Here is an 18,398-nt window from a genome sequence, read left to right on the forward strand (position 1 = left end):
TGCATGTCAGAACATTGTCCAACATGCACAAGCTTCTTTATAGTTCTCTAAAGCAAGCATTCAATGCATCCTTTATTGTTTCTACACCAACTATCTCAATACCTTGTGGGAAATCCCATCCACCGATATTCGAGGCCGGTATGAAGGCCCGTTTAAATCCGAGCTTTGCTGCCTCAATTACACGTTGTTCAATACGAGATACTCGACGCACCTCGCCTGTCAAACCTACTTCCCCAATAAAGCAATCCGTTGCTCTGACAGCTTGATCCTTAAAACTTGAAACAATGCTTGTCAACACAGCCAAATCAATTGCAGGCTCATCAAGCTTCACGCCGCCAGCAACTTTAATATATGCATCCTGTGCTTGTAGCATCAGACCCATTCTCTTTTCAAGGACGGCCATAAGCAGTTGTACACGATTTTGGTCGACACCTGTTGCCATTCGTTTGGGATAATTAAAGCTTGTTGGTGTAACAAGCGACTGAATTTCAACTAGAATTGGCCGTGTACCTTCCATTGAAGCCACGATCGTTGACCCTGCCGCTCCCTGTGAACGTTCCTGTAAGAACAACTCAGACGGATTTAACACTTCCTTTAAGCCCCCCTGAAGCATTTCAAAGATAGCAATTTCATTCGTAGAGCCGAAGCGGTTTTTTTGGCTGCGTAAAATACGGTGATTATGATGTCGTTCTCCTTCAAAATACAATACCGTATCAACCATATGCTCCAAAATACGTGGCCCAGCAATTTGCCCTTCTTTTGTTACATGTCCCACTAAAAAAATTGCAATTCCCTTTGTTTTTGCAATTCGCATAAGTTCCGCTGTACATTCACGCACTTGTGATACACTACCAGGTGCACTCGTTACCTCCGGATGAAAAACAGTTTGAATAGAATCGACAATAACAAACTTTGGCTGTACATCGTCAATGGTCTGATTTAAAAACTCTAAATTCGTCTCAGAATATATATAAAGCTCCTGTGATATTACCCCTAAACGTTCTGCACGTAGCTTTGTTTGACGGATGGATTCCTCCCCAGAAATATAGAGCACACGATGTCCCTTATTCGAAAGCAACGCGGATACTTGTAATAATAACGTCGACTTCCCAATTCCAGGATCCCCCCCAATTAACACAAGAGAACCTGGTACGATACCTCCACCTAACACTCGGTTAAGTTCACCCATTTCTGTTGCAACTCGCGACTCCTCAGCAGCTTCAATCTGCATAATAGGGAGAGCCTTTTGGGTAACAGTAGCAGAATGTTGGAATGCCCCACGTGGCCCTTTCGCAACGACCTCCACTTCTTCAACCATCTTATTCCATTCTCCACACCCTGGACATCTTCCCATCCATTTTGCGGATTCATAGCCACAGCTTGAGCATACAAATTTTGTTTTTTTCTTTGCCAAATTTCATCCACCTCGAATATTTGTTCTTATATTTATTGTACATAAAAAAGGACAGCTTGGCACTATAGCCTTGCTGTCCTTTTCAAATAAACATTAATCTAGAAGAAATTTATCTATACCAAAGACATTTGTAGCTGAGGCTTCGCTTTCGCTACAATAGACATTTGCTGAAAGAAGTTAAATTTCAGCTAAAGCAAAGAGATTAACTGCCCGTAAAAGCCCAAGTGGTGAAGACTAATAATTCGTAGGGAATGCAGAAGCACCCCACTAATGAAGATTATTTAGAAGTAGAAACTTCCTCTTTTTTCTTCACAACAAACTCATCATTTACGTAATCAATGATAACTTGATTGCCCTTCTCTACATTGCCTTTCAGCAGTTCTTCCGATAAACGGTCTTCTACTTGTTTTTGTAATGAACGACGTAGTGGGCGGGCACCATATTGAGGATCATAGCCTTCCTCTGCAATTTTCTCTAGAGCTGAATCCGTTAACTCTAACGAAATGTCCTGCTCTTTCAGACGTTTTGTTAAAGCATTCGCCATCATCGCTACGATTTCTTTTAAATGTTCTTTTTCTAGTGAGTGGAAGACGATCATTTCATCGATACGGTTTAAGAACTCTGGGCGGAATGCTTTTTTCAATTCCTCGAGCATTGTACCCTTCATATCTTTATACTTCGTATCAGTACTACCTACATTGAAACCAAGGTTTTTACGATATTTTAAAGCATCCGCACCAACGTTTGATGTCATGATAACAACTGTGTTGCGGAAATCCACCACTCGACCTTTAGAATCTGTTAAACGGCCATCTTCGAGTACTTGAAGTAAGATATTGAAAACATCTGGATGAGCCTTCTCAATTTCATCTAGTAATACTACAGAATATGGTTTACGACGAACCTTTTCTGTTAGTTGACCACCATCATCAAAGCCTACATAGCCTGGAGGTGAACCAACTAAACGTGAAGTCGAATGTTTTTCCATGTACTCAGACATATCAACGCGAATCATTGCGTCCTCATCGCCAAACATAACCTCAGCTAATGCTCTAGCAAGCTCTGTTTTACCAACCCCTGTTGGGCCTAAGAAAATAAATGAACCAATTGGTCTTTTCGGATCTTTCAAGCCAGCTCTTGCACGACGAATTGCGCGAGAAATTGCCTCTACCGCCTCTCCTTGACCTACAACTCGTTTGTGTAGCTCTTCTTCAAGCTGTAATAGCTTAGAAGATTCTTCAGAAGCAATTTTTGATACTGGAATTCCAGTCCACATAGATACTACCGCTGCTACATCATCCACTGTAACTTTTGATTCGGCTTTACCCTGTTCTTCCTTCCAATTTTTTCTTGTAGTTTCAATTTCATCTTTTAGCTTTTGCTCTGTATCTCTTAATGACGCTGCCTTTTCAAATTCTTGACCTGAGACGGCTGCATTCTTTTCAGAGCGTACATTTTCAAGCTTATCTTCAAGTGCTTTTAAGTTTGGTGGCACTGCGAATGAACGTAAGCGCACTTTAGAACCCGCTTCATCGATTAAGTCGATCGCCTTATCTGGTAAGAAGCGATCAGAAATATATCGGTCACTCATTTTTGCTGCCGCTTCAATTGCTTCATCTGTGATTTTCACACGGTGATGTGCTTCATAACGATCACGTAAGCCTTGAATAATTTGAATCGCTTCTTCTACAGTTGGCTCATCAACTTGAATCGGTTGGAAACGGCGCTCTAATGCCGCATCCTTCTCAATATATTTGCGATACTCATCTAGTGTTGTCGCACCAATACATTGAAGCTCGCCACGTGCTAAAGATGGTTTTAAAATATTTGACGCATCAATGGCACCTTCTGCACCGCCTGCACCGATCAATGTATGCAATTCATCGATAAATAAAATAACATTGCCTGCTTGGCGAATTTCATCCATTACTTTTTTCAAGCGATCCTCAAATTCACCACGATATTTTGTTCCAGCAACAACTGTCCCCATATCAAGTGTCATGACACGTTTATCGCGAAGAATTTCTGGCACTTCATTATTAATAATTTGCTGTGCTAAACCTTCAGCAATAGCTGTTTTACCGACACCTGGCTCCCCAATTAATACAGGGTTATTTTTTGTACGGCGAGATAGAACCTCGATCACACGTGTAATTTCCTTGCTTCGACCAATGACCGGATCTAAAGTGCCTTCACGAGCAATTTGCGTTAAATCACGCGCAAGGCTATCTAATGTTGGGGTATTGGCAGCTTGTGCAGCTTGTTGACCAGATTGAGCATTATCGTTATTGCCTAATAGCAATAGCACTTGCTGACGAGCCTTATTTAATCCGACACCAGCATTATTTAATACACGGGCCGCTATACCTTCACCTTCACGAATAAGCGCTAATAGTAAATGCTCTGTTCCAATATAGGAATGACCTAATTTGCGTGATTCATCGACTGATAGTTCTATTACTTTTTTAGCTCGCGGTGTGTAGTGAACAATTGGACCAACATCCTCTTTACCTTTCCCTACAAGCTCTTCAATACCTGCTTCAATCATTTGAGGACTAATATCAATGGCTTCTAATGCCTTTGCAGCAATACCGCCACCTTCACGGATAAGGCCTAATAGAATATGCTCTGTTCCAATTGATTCGTGTTTCCAGCGAATTGCCTCTTCTTGTGCAAGCTGTAATACCTTTTGCGCGCGTTGTGTAAAACGATTAAACATCAAATGAATCCTCTCCTTTTCCCCTAATAATTGGCTTACTCATATTTTCTCGATATAATGCATCACGAAGCATCTCAGCTCGTACGCGATCTCTCTCAGCAGGTGGCAAAACGTCCCCTGCATAATGCTGTAAAAATCCAGGTTGCATACTGACTACACATTCGTTTAATTTGGTCGCTTTAATACCTTCAATTAACTGTAAATCTACCCCCAAACGAACATTGGATAGACAGGTAGCTGCTTCCTCACTCGTTAAAATTCGAGCATGTGTTAAAGTACCTAAAGCACGGTATACGCGGTCCTCTAAAGCAAGCTCTGCTTTTTCCATTAGCTTGCCTCTTGCATGCCGTTCTTTTTGAATTATTTTTTCAGCGACACTTTGGATGTCAGCTAAAATATCGTCCTCTGTTTTCCCTAGTGTAATCTGATTTGAAACTTGGTAAACATTACCCGTATTTTCGCTACCCTCTCCATATATTCCCCTTACAGTCATTCCTAATCGCGTCATTGCATTAATGATTTGATTCATCTGACCAGTAAGTGTAAGGGCTGGCAGGTGCATCATGACAGACGCTCGTAAACCCGTACCAATATTTGTTGGACAACTTGTTAAATAACCAAATGTATCTCGAAATGCATAAGGCAAAGCTTTATCTAAGGTACGATCAATTTTATTGGCCTGCTCGTATGCCTTTTGAAGTTGAAAACTCGCTGTCATACATTGAATGCGTAAATGATCTTCTTCGTTCACCATAATGCTAGTTGATTCGTCATCAGATAAAAGCATGGAGCCAACTTGCTCTTTTTTTGCAAGTTGAGGACTAATTAAATGTTTTTCTACAAGTATTTGACGCTGTAAAGGTGTTAAATCCTTTATAGCAAAATATGAGTAATTTTCTTGAAGTTCTGTACTATCCTTTATTGCATGTGTAACTGCCTGTTCCACCTGTAATGCCTCATCCTCTGTAAAGGCTAATGGAAAACGATAACCATCTAAATTTCGAGCAAGGCGGATGCGCGTACTAATGACAATATCTGAATAATCGTCCTCCATACTCATCCATATTGGTGTAGCACGCTCTAAAAACCCTTCAATCATCACGACACATCACCACCTTCGAATTGTAGCTGCTTCTCAAGTTCCTTCACTTCATCACGAAGCTTAGCTGCCTCTTCAAATTGCTCTTCATCTACAGCAACCCTCATACGTTTACGAATATCTTCAATTTGCTTTTTGATGACATAGACATTACTTTGAGCACCGGGCACTTTCCCTATATGCTGAGGACCAGCCTGTATACGGTTAAAGAGCTTCGGTAAGTGTTCGCTAAAGGTGTCATAGCAGATAGGGCATCCAAATTTACCTTCTTTTAAAAACCGTTTATACGTAAATCCACATTGTGGACATGTTTGAGTTTGTGGTTGCGACTGCTGTTTTTCACCCACTTTTTGTTGCTGCCATGAAGGTGAGCCAAACCAATTGGATAATAGCTGTTGAATAGATATTGGCTCTTGCTTAAATTCAGCATGAAATGGATGGAACTGCGAGGCGCAGACGTCACAATAATGGTGCTCCACCTTTTGACCACTTTGAACTTGTGTTACGGTAACTGTCGCATTACGCTGCTTACAATGTTCGCAAATCATTTCCATCACCTCTTTTATTTTTGCTGTTCATATTTAATCGTTGTTAGCATCGCTCGTAAAATTTTGGCTCGAATTTTATCTCGTAACGGGAGTTGCAAATCGATAGTTGAGCGATCAACTGCCGCTAACATTAATTTCGCTTCTCGCTTTGAAATTACCTGCTCATCAATTAATCGATAAACTAAATCTTCTGCCATTGTTTGCGATGCCCCACTTTCTATTTGCCTGAGGACATCATCGATTAGATCAATTTGTGAATTCGCGCGGACACGTAAAATTCGAATGTATCCACCACCACCACGTTTGCTTTCAACAAGGTAACCTCGTTCGGCCGTAAATCTTGTATTAATTACATAATTTATTTGTGAGGGTACACATTGAAATTTATCCGCGATTTCACTACGTTTTATTTCAATATGCCCTTCTCCACCTAATTCAAGTACTTGTTTTAAGTAGCCTTCTATGATGTCTGATATATTACGCATTTTAGGAATTCACCTCGCTTACTTCACTGACTTTGACTATCTTTGACTTTCTTTGAGTATATTATACAAAACGCTTGAAAATAATTGCAATTATTTCGCCCACAGAAAAATTAATGCGCCTATCCTTAGTTATAAGATACCCTTTTCAGCAATAGAAAAAACGCAAGCATATGCAACTAGCATATACTTGCGTCTATAAAAATTATACCCAGCGACCAACAATTGGATAACGCCAAGGCTCATCAGATAAAGCCTTCACAATACCGATAATTGGTACAACAAATAACATGATCCCGAAAATTATTAAAAACGGTATGCCAATTAATAAAAAACTTAAAACACTTGAAATTCCAACTAAAACCCACATCACAACTTGGAACAGTAACGCTTGAACGGAAATAGCTTTTATTTCTTCATCCGAACTAATTAAGAAAAATATAATTGGTACTACCCATGGCGCAAAAAACGCACTTGCGTGTATGATTACCTTAGACCATTTAGTTTCCACTTATATCAACCCTTCCATTTAATTTTTCTTTATTTTATGTACTATTATTTACGGCACCATACCTTAAATAGTTTCAAATATAAATTGGATTTATAAAATTTTTGAAAGGCATGTGATACTTGATGGAATTTAATAACACACTTGCAAACGAATATGAAAAAGGTATTCGTCGTACGCTACCAAGCTACGATGCAATGCTACGTTTAACACAAACCTTTTATCAATCTACATTACATGAGAAAGCTGAATTTTTAGTAGTTGGCTCTGGAAGCGGTAATGAAATTTTACAACTTGCAGAGAAAAGACCTCATTGGTCATTTGTTGGTATCGATCCATCAGAGGCGATGCTACAAATAGCTGGCGAACGTTTAAAATCTCTACCTAATAATATTTCTTTATATCAAGGAACTATACTGGAAACTAAGCTACCTTCAGTGAAGTTTGATGCAGCAAGCTGCGTACTAGTGCTTCATTTTATACAAGATACTCAAGAGAAGCTTGAAACATTAAAAAAAATAGCAAATAATTTAAAGCCTGGTGCTCCATTTGTGCTCGTCTCAAAATACGGGCAGCCTGGTTCCTTAGAAACTGAGCTACAATTTGATTTATGGCGTGCTTATTGGCTACAGCATACAAAGCTATCACCATCAGACGTAGCGGAAATGGAGAAATCCATTCGTTCTCTTTCATTTATGCTTGAAGAGGATATTTTATCACTCTTACAGCAGGCTGGCTTTACAAAACCATCTAGATTCTTTGCCACTACTTTATTTGGCGGCTGGATATGCTATAGAGAGAGCGTATAAAATTTAGAGCGTTATTTCTTGAGAAGATAAATACATCTGTTAGGATAGAATTACAGGATTGAGGTGAATGCTGTGATACGTACAATCGGTATTACAAAAGACCAAAAGCTTATAAAAGATTTTCCGCTTGAAGATATACACAAAAACGAATTTGAATGGTACTGGGTCGATTTTAATTGTCCGACCTATGAGGAAGAACTACTTTTAGATACATTTTTTCATTTCCATCCACTCGCTATAGAAGATTGTTTAATGCGTTTACAGCGGCCAAAGCTCGATTTTTATGATGATTTCCATTTCTTTGTTATCCAAAGAGTTAACGAAGAACTAACAGCTGAGGAAGTAAATATTTTTGTTTCTAATAAATTTATTGTTACATTCCATAAAAACGTAGCACCAGAAATAGATCGAGTACAAATGATGTTAGAAAAGCAGCCAAAAAATTGGGAACGTGGCACAATATATTTAACATACCAGGTAATCGATAAAATCGTTGATAGCTATTTCCCACTTGTCTATAAGATTGAAGATCATTTAAATGCACTTGAAGATGAGCTTACCTATCAAAGTAACCCCAATGCTATGAAAATTGTGTTTGAATTCCGTAGTGATTTGCTTGATCTACGACGCACCATTTTACCAATGCGTGATTTATTATATCGTATCCTTAACTCTTACCGATTTTCACTTAAGAAATCAGAACGAGCTTATTTCGGAGATATTTACGATCATCTTCTTAAACTGACCGAAATGATTGAATCCAACCGTGAGCTCACTGCTGATATGCGTGATAGCTATATGGCGATGAGCTCTAGTCGCATGAACGGCATCATGATGACCTTAACAATTGTTTCGACAATCTTTATTCCTCTAACGTTTATCGCCGGTGTGTATGGAATGAATTTTGACAATATGCCAGAGCTACATGGGAAATATAGCTACTTCATCATACTCGGAATTATGATTCTTATCGCTTTATTTATGCTGGGAATCTTTAAACTTAAAGGCTGGTTTAATTTATTTAAGTGATAATTTATTGCTATAACAATTCCTTGGGGATCAACGGCACAAATGACGAGGAGATCGTAGACAAGCTCGCGGAAAGCAAGCTAAAGGCACCTTAGACATGTTTCTAAGGTGCCTTTTCACTGTTAATAAGGACCGCGATCATCAATTTTACCTTCTCCTTGTTGTGGAAATAAAAAGTATGCGAGTACGCCAGATACTAATGTTGCACAGATAGTAATAATTAGTTGATCTAAATCTGGTACTTCAGCATAGTAGTTTCTTAACATGTAAACCGATCCAATTGCTACAATTACCATAACCGGAATAATAAATTTGAAACGTTTTTTCTCCATGTAATACCTCCTCAAAACTATTGTTACGCTCAATCTAAACAGTTCGTATTTTACAGGTTTCCTATTCCAAATTCAATTTACCTATTACCTTTTTAATAGTCTATTTAATGACTTTTAATCGACAATAATCTATAATGCCTATAAAAAAATAAAGAAATAAACTAAAATTTTAACCAAATATCCTACAAAAAATAGTAGAATGGACTAAATACCATATATTTCGAAAAATTAACAAACTAAGCAATTCGATTTTTTATATACTTACTATGCATTTATAAAGAATGGAGCAAACAACAATGAGTTGGTTTACAAAAAAGAGCGATTCTAGCTACTCAATTACAATAGCACCTGAAAATTATAAGAACAATGTACAATTGGATGTATCCAATCATCCAAAACTTCAAAAGCAGTTGCAGCTTTTAGATTTAACAATTGAGGATTTAGCCATCATTAAACAACTACAGCCTTTAGCTAAAGATTTAATTCCTGAAATGGTGGATCAATTTTATGCAGCCATTAGTTTGAGTCAAAATTTGTTGGATATTATAAACAGAACGTCACAAATAGATCGTTTAAAAGTTACTTTACATAAGCATTTAAGTGATATTTTCGAAAGTCATATTAATGACTCATATATCAATGAACGGAAGGCAATTGCCGAAACTCATGTTCGAATTGGTCTACAATCGAAGTGGTATATCGCCTCATTCCAGTCATTAACATCGACATTTACACGCTTTACAAATGAGTTAGATATATCAAAACATGATGCAATACGTGCTATCAATGCCTTCTGCAAAATCATTAACTTCGAACAGCAGCTTGTAATCGAAGCCTATGAAAAAGAAGAGGAACGCATTCGTGCAGTAGCTGATGAAACAAAACATGCACTTGTTACTACTATTCAAAAAACAGCAGAAGAACTCAATGAGATAAGTGAAGAAACAGCAGCTTCTTTATTAGTCATTTCCTCTCAAACAGATGATATCGCAGTAGCTACTAAGCAAGGCTTAAGCTTCGTTGCTGATACACAGGAAAAATCTAGACGTGGACAGCAGCAGCTACAAGATCAAAATGATTTAATACAGGTCATTTTACAAAGTGTAAACAGTCTCGAAGTTACGATGAACCAGTTACGCACATCTTCTCAAAAAATATCAGAAATTGTAGGATTGGTCACAGGAATTGCCGATCAAACTAACTTATTAGCACTGAATGCTTCTATCGAGGCAGCCCGTGCAGGTGAGCATGGTAAAGGCTTTGCTGTTGTTGCAGAGGAAGTTCGTAAGCTTGCGGAAGAAACAAAAAATGCTGTACAAAATGTTTCCCATCTCATTAAGGAAACAGAAAGTAATATTACAACAATGTCGAATTCAGTTATTAATGTTGATCAAAAGATTCAACATAGCGTAGATACACAAAACAGTTTATCTAAATCATTTAATGATATCGCCGATGCTGTTTCTGGAATTCAACAGCAGTATGTAAATACATCAAGAGATATTTCGGCCATCTCTAATTTGATTACTGAACTGTCAGAAGGGGCTACACTTGTTTCTTCTTCTTCCGACTCACTTATTAATGTGGTAAATGAATTACAAATGTAAGCACGAAAAAGGGAAACTGACAGTATACGTCAATTTCCCTTTTTATTTTTAATGCGGTAATGCACGTTTTTGTTTACGATGTTCTCGCCTTGCTGGTCCCGTTTCAAACAGACGTTTTTCCGCATCTGTTTCAGGATAAATTGCTGGAACTGATTTAGGTTTACCTTCATCGTCTACTGCAACCATCGTTACAAAGGATTCCGTCGTTAATTTTTCCTCACCAGTTTCAATGTTTCGTGAAATAACTCGAACATAAACCTCCATTGAAGAATGTCCAGTTGACGAAACAATACTTTCAATTTCTAAAATATCCCCTACATGTGCTGCCGATAAAAAATCAACCGAATCAATAGAGGCTGTGACCACAAGACCTTTTGCATGCTTCATTGCTGTAATAGCAGCAATTTCATCAATATAAGCTAACACTCTTCCACCAAAAATGGAGTTGTGATTATTTGTATCTGGCGGTAATACGAGACGCGTTTGAACAGTACGTGACTGGCCCATCGGTATTGCGTTGTTTGACATAGTTCTTGCAACTTCCCTTCATGAATGTTCTTTCGTCATCGTATCGCAGAACAAGAGTCGATGCAAATTAGAACGATTTTTTCATCGTAATAAATTTCATATCTGTCATTTCCTCGATTGCCCACTTAATACCTTCGCGTCCGTAGCCACTCATTTTTATGCCACCGTATGGCATATTATCAACCCTAAATGTCGGAATATCATTAATAATAACAGCACCTGCCTGTAATTCATCTGCTGCATGTAATGCATCTTGTAACACATTCGTATAAATTCCAGCATTTAAGCCAAGTTCCGACTCATTCACTAGTCGAATAGCGTCGTCTAATGTTTCATATGAAACAATTGAGACGATTGGCGCGAATGTTTCCTGACAAATAATTTTCATATCCACTGTCACATTCGTCATAACAGTTGGCGTTAAAGTACGTTCCGTAAATGCCCCTCCTGTTGCAACTACCGCACCTTGTGACTTTGCTTCCTCAATCCATTGACGAATACGTTCAACCTCTTTTGGATTAATCATTGCACTAACATCAGTATTTGTATCTAGTGGATCACCTACCACTAATTTTTCTGTCTCGGCTACGAACGCCTTTGTAAATTCATCAATAATTGATGCGTGTACATAAATACGTTGTAAGGAGATACAAACTTGTCCAGCAAAATTAAAGGCACCACCGACACAACGCGAAATAATTTTATCAATTGGTGTCGATGGCTCGACAATTACCGCTGCATTTGAACCAAGTTCTAAAGTGACTTTACGTAAACCTACTTTTTCTTTAATGCCCAATCCAACCTTACTACTTCCAGTGAATGTCACCTTTTTCACAAGTGGATGAGTCACAAGCGTATCACTTAGCTCCCCACCGCTACCTGTAATAATTTGAAGCGCACCATCAGGTAGACCCGCTTGCTGAAAAATTTCGGCCATTACGATAGAACTTAATGGCGTTTGCGTCGCTGGCTTTAATACTACTGTATTTCCAACTGCAAAGGCAGGACCTAATTTGTGAGCCACTAAATTAAATGGAAAATTAAATGGTGTGATGGCTGAAATTACACCTAAAGGTTCTCGTTTTGTCCAGCCAATTCGATCTCCTGCCCCGGGTGCAGCATCCATCGGTACCGTTTCACCCTTTGCTTGCTTAGCTCCCTCTGCGGCGAATTGATAGGTTGCTATTGTGCGTTCTATTTCAGTTAAACCTGCAGATATTGGCTTACTTGCCTCTAAGGCCAAAATTTCAGCTAATTCCTCTTTACGCTGGCGCATTATGTCGACCACTTTATATAATATTTCGGCACGTTCGTAGGCTGTTGTCTTTTTAAACGTTTGGAATGCCTCCTGTGCACCTTCTATTGCTTGCTCAACATCTGAAATTGACGCCTTAGCTACCTTTGCAATAACCTCACCACTATAGGGTGATTTCAGGTCATATGTTTCCTTTGCTTTCTGCCACTGGCCGTTCATCCAAAGCTTTGTTTCCTTCATCCTTCAAAAGCACCTCCAAAAAATCAAGTTCTTCTTTATTTTATCACGAAGAACTTGATGCTACAGCTGCTGCAGAAACTGCTGCTAACATTGCTGCTTGTTGTGCTTGAATTAATAATTCAATGGATGACATGATTGACATTGATAAGGATTGTTGCACCTTCGCCATATCATAAACAGCAATTTGTATAGCCATAAATAACACGAACTCACGATGCCATTTTAAAAGTTTCATACCCTTTAACTCATGATATAAATCAACAATCTGTTGAAGCTGTACTTGATTCACTTCAAGTATTGCTAAAAAGCCAAGTAATGGATAGTGCATCGCTTTGACCTTTACATCCTGTTTTTTTAATGTGTCACAGATTGTCGCAGCACTTGACACTAGCTTAGTATCATAATGAGGAGATAAGAAAGTCAGTATCTGTGATAACCATTGAAGCTCATTACCCGCATTAAAATTATACGTACGTAAATCTTTATAATAACGATTCATTGTTTCTGCACGGAGTTCAACATCATCATATGGGCTACTTAACAATACTGCATATGGAATATCATCATATGACGTTAAAAAACGATGATGTTTGCGAATTGCATCAAATAATGCGCGTGCTGCCTGAGCATGTGCACGTTTCTCACTTTCCTCTTCAGTTAAAAACTGTGCCCCAATAAAACTAAAATTTCCACTTCTAAATTTTACTTCCTTCATTATGTTAACGTTGGTCAGTAAATTTTTTACTGCTTGCTCTGTGTCTTCTTGCTCCATCAAATTTGCAGCAATACTATAACCTACTGTTGTTCTTAACGGAGATGTCCATGACGTTTGCTTTTTCATTTCTTGTAATACTTCTTTATATTTAACGGAATCAAAGTTTTTTCCGGATGCCACATATTTGCTAGCAATTGCTAACACAATTTTACGATCAACCGTCCATCCTGCAGCCTTTGAGACCTCCTCTACCGTATTTGTAAACTGATTTTCAATCATAACAAAGTCCATATTCAACACGCTCCTTTTTTCCATATTTACGTAACAAAACGAAAAAAGGATTCATCAATTTTAGCTCATCGCCATAACAACGTAACTCTCCAAATAATATAGCCTTACATACACTCCCCTAAAAATTAACATAGAAAAAACAGCGGCAATACTTTTTGCCGCTGTCTCTAAAAGCAATCAATTATTATGCCCGGGCATAATTGCATCCGGAGGCTTTAACATCCTGTATCTGACGTTTCGTTACGAACAAACTTACTGAAAGAAGTTAAATTAAACCTAATTCCTTTAACTCCTCTGTCGAAAAGGCTCTCGATCTTGTTAAGAATCGTTTACCCTCAACACCTTCAAGTGAAAACATACCACCTCTACCCTCGACCACGTCCAAGATTATTTGTGTATGCTTCCAATAATCATATTGATTTTTATGCATATAGAAGGGAACACCACCAATCTCTCCTAGGCAAACATCTTGATCACCTAATAGTAAGTCGCCCTCTGGATAACACATTGGCGAAGAGCCGTCGCAGCATCCACCTGATTGATGAAATATAACGGGTCCATGCTTTTCTTTCAATAATTCGATTAGTGCTAGCGCTTCTTCTGTTGCTAAAACACGCTCGACCACGCTCATGCACCTCCTTATTGATTAGAAGAAACCAAGTTTGTTTTCGCTGTAGCTAACTAATAGGTTTTTCGTTTGCTGATAATGCGCTAACATCATCTTGTGGTTTTCACGACCAACACCCGACATTTTATAACCACCGAATGCTGCATGTGCAGGATAAGCATGGTAGCAGTTTGTCCAAACACGTCCTGCTTCAATACCACGACCGAATCGATAAGCCGTATTCATATCACGTGTCCATACGCCTGCACCTAAACCGTATAATGTGTCATTTGCAATTTCTAACGCTTCTTCTTTTGTTTTGAATGTTGTTACAGCAACAACTGGCCCGAAAATTTCTTCTTGGAAAATACGCATCTTATTGTGTCCTTTGAAGACAGTTGGCTTAATGTAGTAACCATTTTCGAAGCCTGATCCTACATTATTTTTCTCTCCTCCAATTAGACATTCGGCACCTTCTTGCTTACCAATATCTAAGTAAGAAAGAATTTTTTCCATTTGTTCACTTGAAGCCTGTGCACCCATCATTGTATTCGGATCAAGTGGATTTCCAACTTTAATCGCTTCAACACGCTGTAGGACACGCTCCATAAATTTATCGTAAATAGATTCTTGGATTAATGCACGAGAAGGACATGTACATACTTCACCTTGGTTTAATGCGAATAATACAAAGCCCTCAACTGCTTTATCTAAAAAGGCATCATCTTCGTCCATAATATCCTCAAAGAAGATATTTGGCGATTTGCCGCCCAATTCTAACGTAACTGGAATAAGGTTTTGTGCAGCATATTGCATAATTAAGCGACCTGTCGTTGTTTCACCAGTAAAAGCAATTTTGCCGATGCGTGGATTCGATGCTAGTGGCTTTCCTGCCTCTAAGCCAAATCCATTGACAACATTCAGAACACCTGATGGCAATAAATCTTCTATTAATTCAACGAGCACCATAATCGAAATTGGTGTTTGCTCTGCAGGTTTTAACACTACACAGTTTCCAGCTGCAAGTGCAGGTGCTAGTTTCCAAACAGCCATTAATAACGGGAAGTTCCAAGGGATAATTTGACCTACTACCCCAATAGGCTCATGGAAATGATAAGCCACTGTATCATTATCGATTTGGCTTACAGCGCCTTCTTGTGCACGTAAAGCCCCCGCGAAATAACGGAAATGGTCAATGGCAAGAGGGATATCTGCATTTAATGTTTCACGTACCGCTTTTCCGTTATCCCATGTTTCGGCAACGGCTAACTTTTCTAAGTTTTGTTCTATGCGGTCCGCAATTTTAAGTAAAATGTTTGCACGCTCTGTTGCGGATGTTTTTCCCCATGCTTCTTTTGCGGCATGTGCTGCATCAAGTGCAAGTTCAATATCCTCAGCCGTAGAACGAGCTACTTGTGTAAAAACTTGTCCAGTAACAGGTGTAACATTATCAAAGTATTGTCCTTTCACTGGAGGTGTCCATTCCCCACCAATGTAATTATCATATTTCTCTTTGAATTGAACTACCGATCCTTCAGTGTTTGGAAATGCATAAACCATTTTACTTCTCCCCTTTACACAAAATAATGAGAAAATAATCTACAAAAATCGTCATTTTTATCGAAATAACAATATTTTCATAGACACCCTCTTACTCAATATATTGTCAGAAACGAAAAATAATTTCAACTTTTTTAAATTTTTTGATCAATGATAAAATCTGTTCTTGATAAAAAAAGTTGGCTGGTATGAAAGCAACCGGAACGAAGTATGAGCAGCTAGAAAGTCCGTTTGAAAACGTTCTCTTCGAATGGAATGTGCAGGCTTTGGCGAAGAGTTATTTGTACTAGAAAAGCTTCTAGGATTCACGGTGTGACCAACTATAATGTATACTTAAAAATAATATAAATGTATAGGAGAACAGTATGCGGATTAATAAATATTTAAGTGAAACAGGCATCGTATCTCGCCGTGGTGCAGATAAATGGATAGCAGAAGGTAAAGTAACAATTAATGGTGAACTTGCTACAGTCGGCAGTCAAGTAGAGGCTGGTGATATGGTTTGTGTTGATGGAAAAGAGGTAAAGAAAGAAGAACAGCTCGTATATATTGCCTTAAACAAACCAGTAGGAATAACAAGCACAACTGAACGTCATATAAAAGGAAATGTCGTTGATTTTGTCAATCACCCCCTTCGCATTTTTCATATTGGACGACTAGATAAAGAGTCAGAAGGACTATTATTACTGACAAACGATGGGGACATCGTTAATAAAATTTTACGTGCAGAAAATCATCATGAAAAAGAATATATCGTGCAAGTTGATAAACCTATTACGGAGCAATTCATTAAAAAAATGGGGGCTGGTGTAGATATTTTAGATACTACAACCCTACCATGTCATGTTGAAAAAATATCAGATAAAGTTTTTAAAATCATTTTAGAGCAAGGCTTAAATCGTCAAATACGTCGTATGTGTTCAGCACTTGACTACTCAGTTAAGCGTCTACAACGTGTTCGTATTATGAATATTAAGCTTGGCAATTTAAAGGTTGGACAATGGCGCGATTTAACAGATAAAGAACGAACAGAACTATTCAAACTACTTAAATACACACCAAAATAAAGCAATTTAAGGGGATAGGACTATGCTGTCAATTCGAAGTACTGAGCAGTTAACCGGAGCACGTATCAGTGGGGATTTTTGGGATTTAGATGAGCTTATAAATGCCGTTTACAAAATAACTGGTGATGAAAACAAATATTATGATTATCAAGGAGCGCGCTTTCGCATTCTTAGTGTTTGTTATAATCTACGTCAAGCTGCCAAGGGAGAGCATCAGCTTGAGTTTGTTAGCAACGGGCTCAATAAAAGTGTACTGACACATCATGAACTAATTTTCCCAAACAAAAATGCTTATTTCGCAGCAGAGGTTCTTTGGCCTGAGCTAATTTTTACTGCTATCGCTTTAAACGATTTCATTCGCCTACATCAAGAGCTAATTGATTCTTCAGATTGGAATATTGACGTTGCCGCCATTCGTAAATTCCAGGCAGCGGTTGCTGATTGTTTAGAGCAGGAGCTTAACGAGGAAGAATACTTAGTATTTTTAAGAATGCTGCACACTAAAAGTCCATTAACATTCCGTTATGCAACACAGTATATAGATACTCTGAACCTAGAGTATATTCAACTAAGTTTGGAGGAACGTAAAGCTCATTTAGCATCGTTTGCTCTCCGAATAATGTTAGAAGACGACGAATATGTAGCTCTAAAATCACAGCTTATGGAAGCTGCGATTACTACCAAAAAATCGTTGCATGAAATTGAAATTAAAGGTAAATATCCCGAAACTATTTTGTGGTAAATAGAAAGTGCCGTCTCAATTGATTTTGAGACGGCTACTTTTCTTTTAATCAATTATGCCTTGGCATAATTGCGTCCGGATTCGGCTTTGTGCTTGCACAAAGCACTCCTTTCCGAATCCGTGACATCCGCCGGAGGCTTTAACTTATTTCAGCCTGCTGAAATAAGTTAAATTGTCGTGTAAGCCATTTTTCGAATAACTTCCTCGTGTTGTGGATAGTCAGCTAAAAGCTCCTCTTGTGTAAATAATTCGAAGTCTTCAAAATCAAAGCCTGGCGCAACCATACAGCCTACTAAACTAAACGTATCTGCATCCTCTACGGATGAGCCAAATATAGTATTTTTCGGTACTGCTATTTGTGGTACTTCTCCTGCCTCAACATTTAATCCAAGCTTCTTCGCTTCATATGTACCATCTGGGAAAATCATATGAACTGTTAGCGGACTGCCAGCATGATAATACCAAAGCTCGTCCGATTTCAAGCGATGCAAATGCGATATATCCTGTGAGCGTAGTAAGAAATAAATACTCGTGTAAATTGGTCTCTGTACATCTCTTACAGCCATATCCTCAGATGCTCGAAACGAAGATATATAATACCCTCCTTCGGGATGCTCTGCTAAATTTAATTTCTCAATAAAATATTGTGCTGAATACTTCATAAAACTTCACTCCTTTCGTCCACATTACCAAATAATAAAAGACGAATGCTACTGTTATCTTGTCGCTTTGATAAGTGTATCCGTCGTTCGGACTGTTCTTTCCGTCGCTTTGATTGTTCTATCCGTTGCTTTGATCATTCTACGTCGCCCCGGCCCTTCTTTCCTTCGCTTTGGCTGCTCTATC

The 18,398-nt window shown here is 38.5% G+C and carries 18 protein-coding genes; 5 read left to right on the forward strand and 13 right to left on the reverse strand.

Annotation, left to right across the window (positions count from 1 at the left end; all coding sequences use genetic code 11):
• Positions 1-37: 37 nt before the first annotated feature.
• From radA to ACQKMV_RS16775, 6 genes are all read right to left on the reverse strand, one after another.
• Positions 38-1,414, reverse strand: a complete 1,377-nt coding sequence (gene radA / locus ACQKMV_RS16750; RefSeq protein WP_427505285.1) for a DNA repair protein RadA — start codon at positions 1,412-1,414, stop codon at positions 38-40.
• 277 nt (positions 1,415-1,691) lie between these two features.
• Complete coding sequence (locus ACQKMV_RS16755; RefSeq protein WP_427505287.1) at positions 1,692-4,136, reverse strand: ATP-dependent Clp protease ATP-binding subunit; 2,445 nt, start codon at positions 4,134-4,136, stop codon at positions 1,692-1,694.
• Positions 4,126-5,235 carry a protein arginine kinase gene (locus tag ACQKMV_RS16760; RefSeq protein ID WP_427505289.1) on the reverse strand — a complete coding sequence of 370 codons (1,110 nt, stop codon included), beginning with the start codon at positions 5,233-5,235 and terminating at the stop codon, positions 4,126-4,128. Before ACQKMV_RS16760 ends, ACQKMV_RS16755 begins: the two co-directional genes overlap by 11 nt.
• On the reverse strand, positions 5,232-5,780 hold the full coding sequence (locus tag ACQKMV_RS16765) for a UvrB/UvrC motif-containing protein (RefSeq protein ID WP_427505291.1): 549 nt from the start codon (positions 5,778-5,780) through the stop codon (positions 5,232-5,234). The genes ACQKMV_RS16760 and ACQKMV_RS16765 overlap by 4 nt, the downstream gene beginning before the upstream one ends.
• A 14-nt stretch (positions 5,781-5,794) precedes the next feature.
• Entirely contained in the window at positions 5,795-6,265 is a 471-nt protein-coding gene (locus tag ACQKMV_RS16770; protein ID WP_427505292.1) for a CtsR family transcriptional regulator, read from the reverse strand.
• A 202-nt stretch (positions 6,266-6,467) separates the two neighbouring features.
• Positions 6,468-6,773, reverse strand: a complete 306-nt coding sequence (locus ACQKMV_RS16775; RefSeq protein WP_427505293.1) for a DUF4870 domain-containing protein — start codon at positions 6,771-6,773, stop codon at positions 6,468-6,470.
• 122 nt (positions 6,774-6,895) lie between these two features.
• Between ACQKMV_RS16775 and ACQKMV_RS16780 the strand changes: the two genes are divergently transcribed.
• Both ACQKMV_RS16780 and corA read left to right on the forward strand, forming a co-directional pair.
• On the forward strand, positions 6,896-7,579 hold the full coding sequence (locus tag ACQKMV_RS16780; protein ID WP_427505295.1) for a class I SAM-dependent methyltransferase: 684 nt from the start codon (positions 6,896-6,898) through the stop codon (positions 7,577-7,579).
• Positions 7,580-7,651: 72 nt separating this feature from the next.
• A complete protein-coding gene (gene corA / locus ACQKMV_RS16785) occupies positions 7,652-8,608 on the forward strand; it encodes a magnesium/cobalt transporter CorA (protein WP_427505296.1) in 957 nt (318 codons plus the stop codon).
• 122 nt (positions 8,609-8,730) lie between these two features.
• Here the strand turns inward: corA and ACQKMV_RS16790 are convergent, their stop codons facing one another.
• On the reverse strand, positions 8,731-8,940 hold the full coding sequence (locus tag ACQKMV_RS16790) for a hypothetical protein (RefSeq protein ID WP_427425646.1): 210 nt from the start codon (positions 8,938-8,940) through the stop codon (positions 8,731-8,733).
• A 296-nt stretch (positions 8,941-9,236) separates the two neighbouring features.
• Here ACQKMV_RS16790 and ACQKMV_RS16795 point away from each other — a divergent pair, with 296 nt between their 5' ends.
• The gene (locus tag ACQKMV_RS16795) at positions 9,237-10,547 is read left to right on the forward strand and encodes a protoglobin domain-containing protein (RefSeq protein WP_427505298.1); all 1,311 of its coding nucleotides are present in this window, start codon (positions 9,237-9,239) and stop codon (positions 10,545-10,547) included.
• A 48-nt stretch (positions 10,548-10,595) separates the two neighbouring features.
• Here ACQKMV_RS16795 and ACQKMV_RS16800 read toward each other — a convergent pair whose 3' ends face one another.
• The 5 genes from ACQKMV_RS16800 to adh form a co-directional block, all read right to left on the reverse strand.
• Entirely contained in the window at positions 10,596-11,075 is a 480-nt protein-coding gene (locus ACQKMV_RS16800; RefSeq protein WP_427505299.1) for an acyl-CoA thioesterase, read from the reverse strand.
• Positions 11,076-11,142: 67 nt separating this feature from the next.
• Positions 11,143-12,570 carry an aldehyde dehydrogenase family protein gene (locus ACQKMV_RS16805; RefSeq protein WP_427505301.1) on the reverse strand — a complete coding sequence of 476 codons (1,428 nt, stop codon included), beginning with the start codon at positions 12,568-12,570 and terminating at the stop codon, positions 11,143-11,145.
• Between the two features lie 43 nt (positions 12,571-12,613).
• On the reverse strand, positions 12,614-13,576 hold the full coding sequence (locus ACQKMV_RS16810; RefSeq protein WP_427505303.1) for a DUF4003 family protein: 963 nt from the start codon (positions 13,574-13,576) through the stop codon (positions 12,614-12,616).
• 265 nt (positions 13,577-13,841) lie between these two features.
• Positions 13,842-14,201 carry a DUF779 domain-containing protein gene (locus tag ACQKMV_RS16815; RefSeq protein ID WP_427505304.1) on the reverse strand — a complete coding sequence of 120 codons (360 nt, stop codon included), beginning with the start codon at positions 14,199-14,201 and terminating at the stop codon, positions 13,842-13,844.
• 21 nt (positions 14,202-14,222) lie between these two features.
• Positions 14,223-15,743, reverse strand: coding sequence for an aldehyde dehydrogenase (gene adh / locus ACQKMV_RS16820; RefSeq protein WP_427505306.1), 1,521 nt, complete (start codon positions 15,741-15,743; stop codon positions 14,223-14,225).
• A gap of 365 nt (positions 15,744-16,108) precedes the next feature.
• Here adh and rluF point away from each other — a divergent pair, with 365 nt between their 5' ends.
• Complete coding sequence (gene rluF / locus ACQKMV_RS16825) at positions 16,109-16,810, forward strand: 23S rRNA pseudouridine(2604) synthase RluF (protein WP_427505308.1); 702 nt, start codon at positions 16,109-16,111, stop codon at positions 16,808-16,810.
• Positions 16,811-16,832: 22 nt separating this feature from the next.
• Positions 16,833-17,552, forward strand: a complete 720-nt coding sequence (locus ACQKMV_RS16830; RefSeq protein WP_427505309.1) for a DUF6904 family protein — start codon at positions 16,833-16,835, stop codon at positions 17,550-17,552.
• Between the two features lie 167 nt (positions 17,553-17,719).
• Here ACQKMV_RS16830 and ACQKMV_RS16835 read toward each other — a convergent pair whose 3' ends face one another.
• Positions 17,720-18,214 carry a cupin domain-containing protein gene (locus ACQKMV_RS16835; RefSeq protein ID WP_427505310.1) on the reverse strand — a complete coding sequence of 165 codons (495 nt, stop codon included), beginning with the start codon at positions 18,212-18,214 and terminating at the stop codon, positions 17,720-17,722.
• Positions 18,215-18,398 lie beyond the last annotated feature (184 nt).

Source organism: Lysinibacillus sp. NPDC094403 (assembly GCF_050278745.1).
Taxonomy (GTDB): domain Bacteria; phylum Bacillota; class Bacilli; order Bacillales_A; family Planococcaceae; genus Lysinibacillus.

What these genes read in the sequence shown, in the direction of transcription:
- adh (WP_427505306.1), bottom strand. Translation starts at nt 15,743, where the DNA reads ATGGTTTATGCATTTCCAAACACTGAAGGATCGGTAGTTCAATTCAAA.
- ACQKMV_RS16770 (WP_427505292.1), bottom strand. Translation starts at nt 6,265, where the DNA reads ATGCGTAATATATCAGACATCATAGAAGGCTACTTAAAACAAGTACTT.
- ACQKMV_RS16790 (WP_427425646.1), bottom strand. Translation starts at nt 8,940, where the DNA reads ATGGAGAAAAAACGTTTCAAATTTATTATTCCGGTTATGGTAATTGTA.
- ACQKMV_RS16835 (WP_427505310.1), bottom strand. Translation starts at nt 18,214, where the DNA reads ATGAAGTATTCAGCACAATATTTTATTGAGAAATTAAATTTAGCAGAG.
- ACQKMV_RS16795 (WP_427505298.1), top strand. Translation starts at nt 9,237, where the DNA reads ATGAGTTGGTTTACAAAAAAGAGCGATTCTAGCTACTCAATTACAATA.
- ACQKMV_RS16810 (WP_427505303.1), bottom strand. Translation starts at nt 13,576, where the DNA reads ATGGACTTTGTTATGATTGAAAATCAGTTTACAAATACGGTAGAGGAG.
- rluF (WP_427505308.1), top strand. Translation starts at nt 16,109, where the DNA reads ATGCGGATTAATAAATATTTAAGTGAAACAGGCATCGTATCTCGCCGT.
- ACQKMV_RS16765 (WP_427505291.1), bottom strand. Translation starts at nt 5,780, where the DNA reads ATGATTTGCGAACATTGTAAGCAGCGTAATGCGACAGTTACCGTAACA.
- ACQKMV_RS16830 (WP_427505309.1), top strand. Translation starts at nt 16,833, where the DNA reads ATGCTGTCAATTCGAAGTACTGAGCAGTTAACCGGAGCACGTATCAGT.
- ACQKMV_RS16800 (WP_427505299.1), bottom strand. Translation starts at nt 11,075, where the DNA reads ATGTCAAACAACGCAATACCGATGGGCCAGTCACGTACTGTTCAAACG.
- ACQKMV_RS16780 (WP_427505295.1), top strand. Translation starts at nt 6,896, where the DNA reads ATGGAATTTAATAACACACTTGCAAACGAATATGAAAAAGGTATTCGT.
- ACQKMV_RS16805 (WP_427505301.1), bottom strand. Translation starts at nt 12,570, where the DNA reads ATGAAGGAAACAAAGCTTTGGATGAACGGCCAGTGGCAGAAAGCAAAG.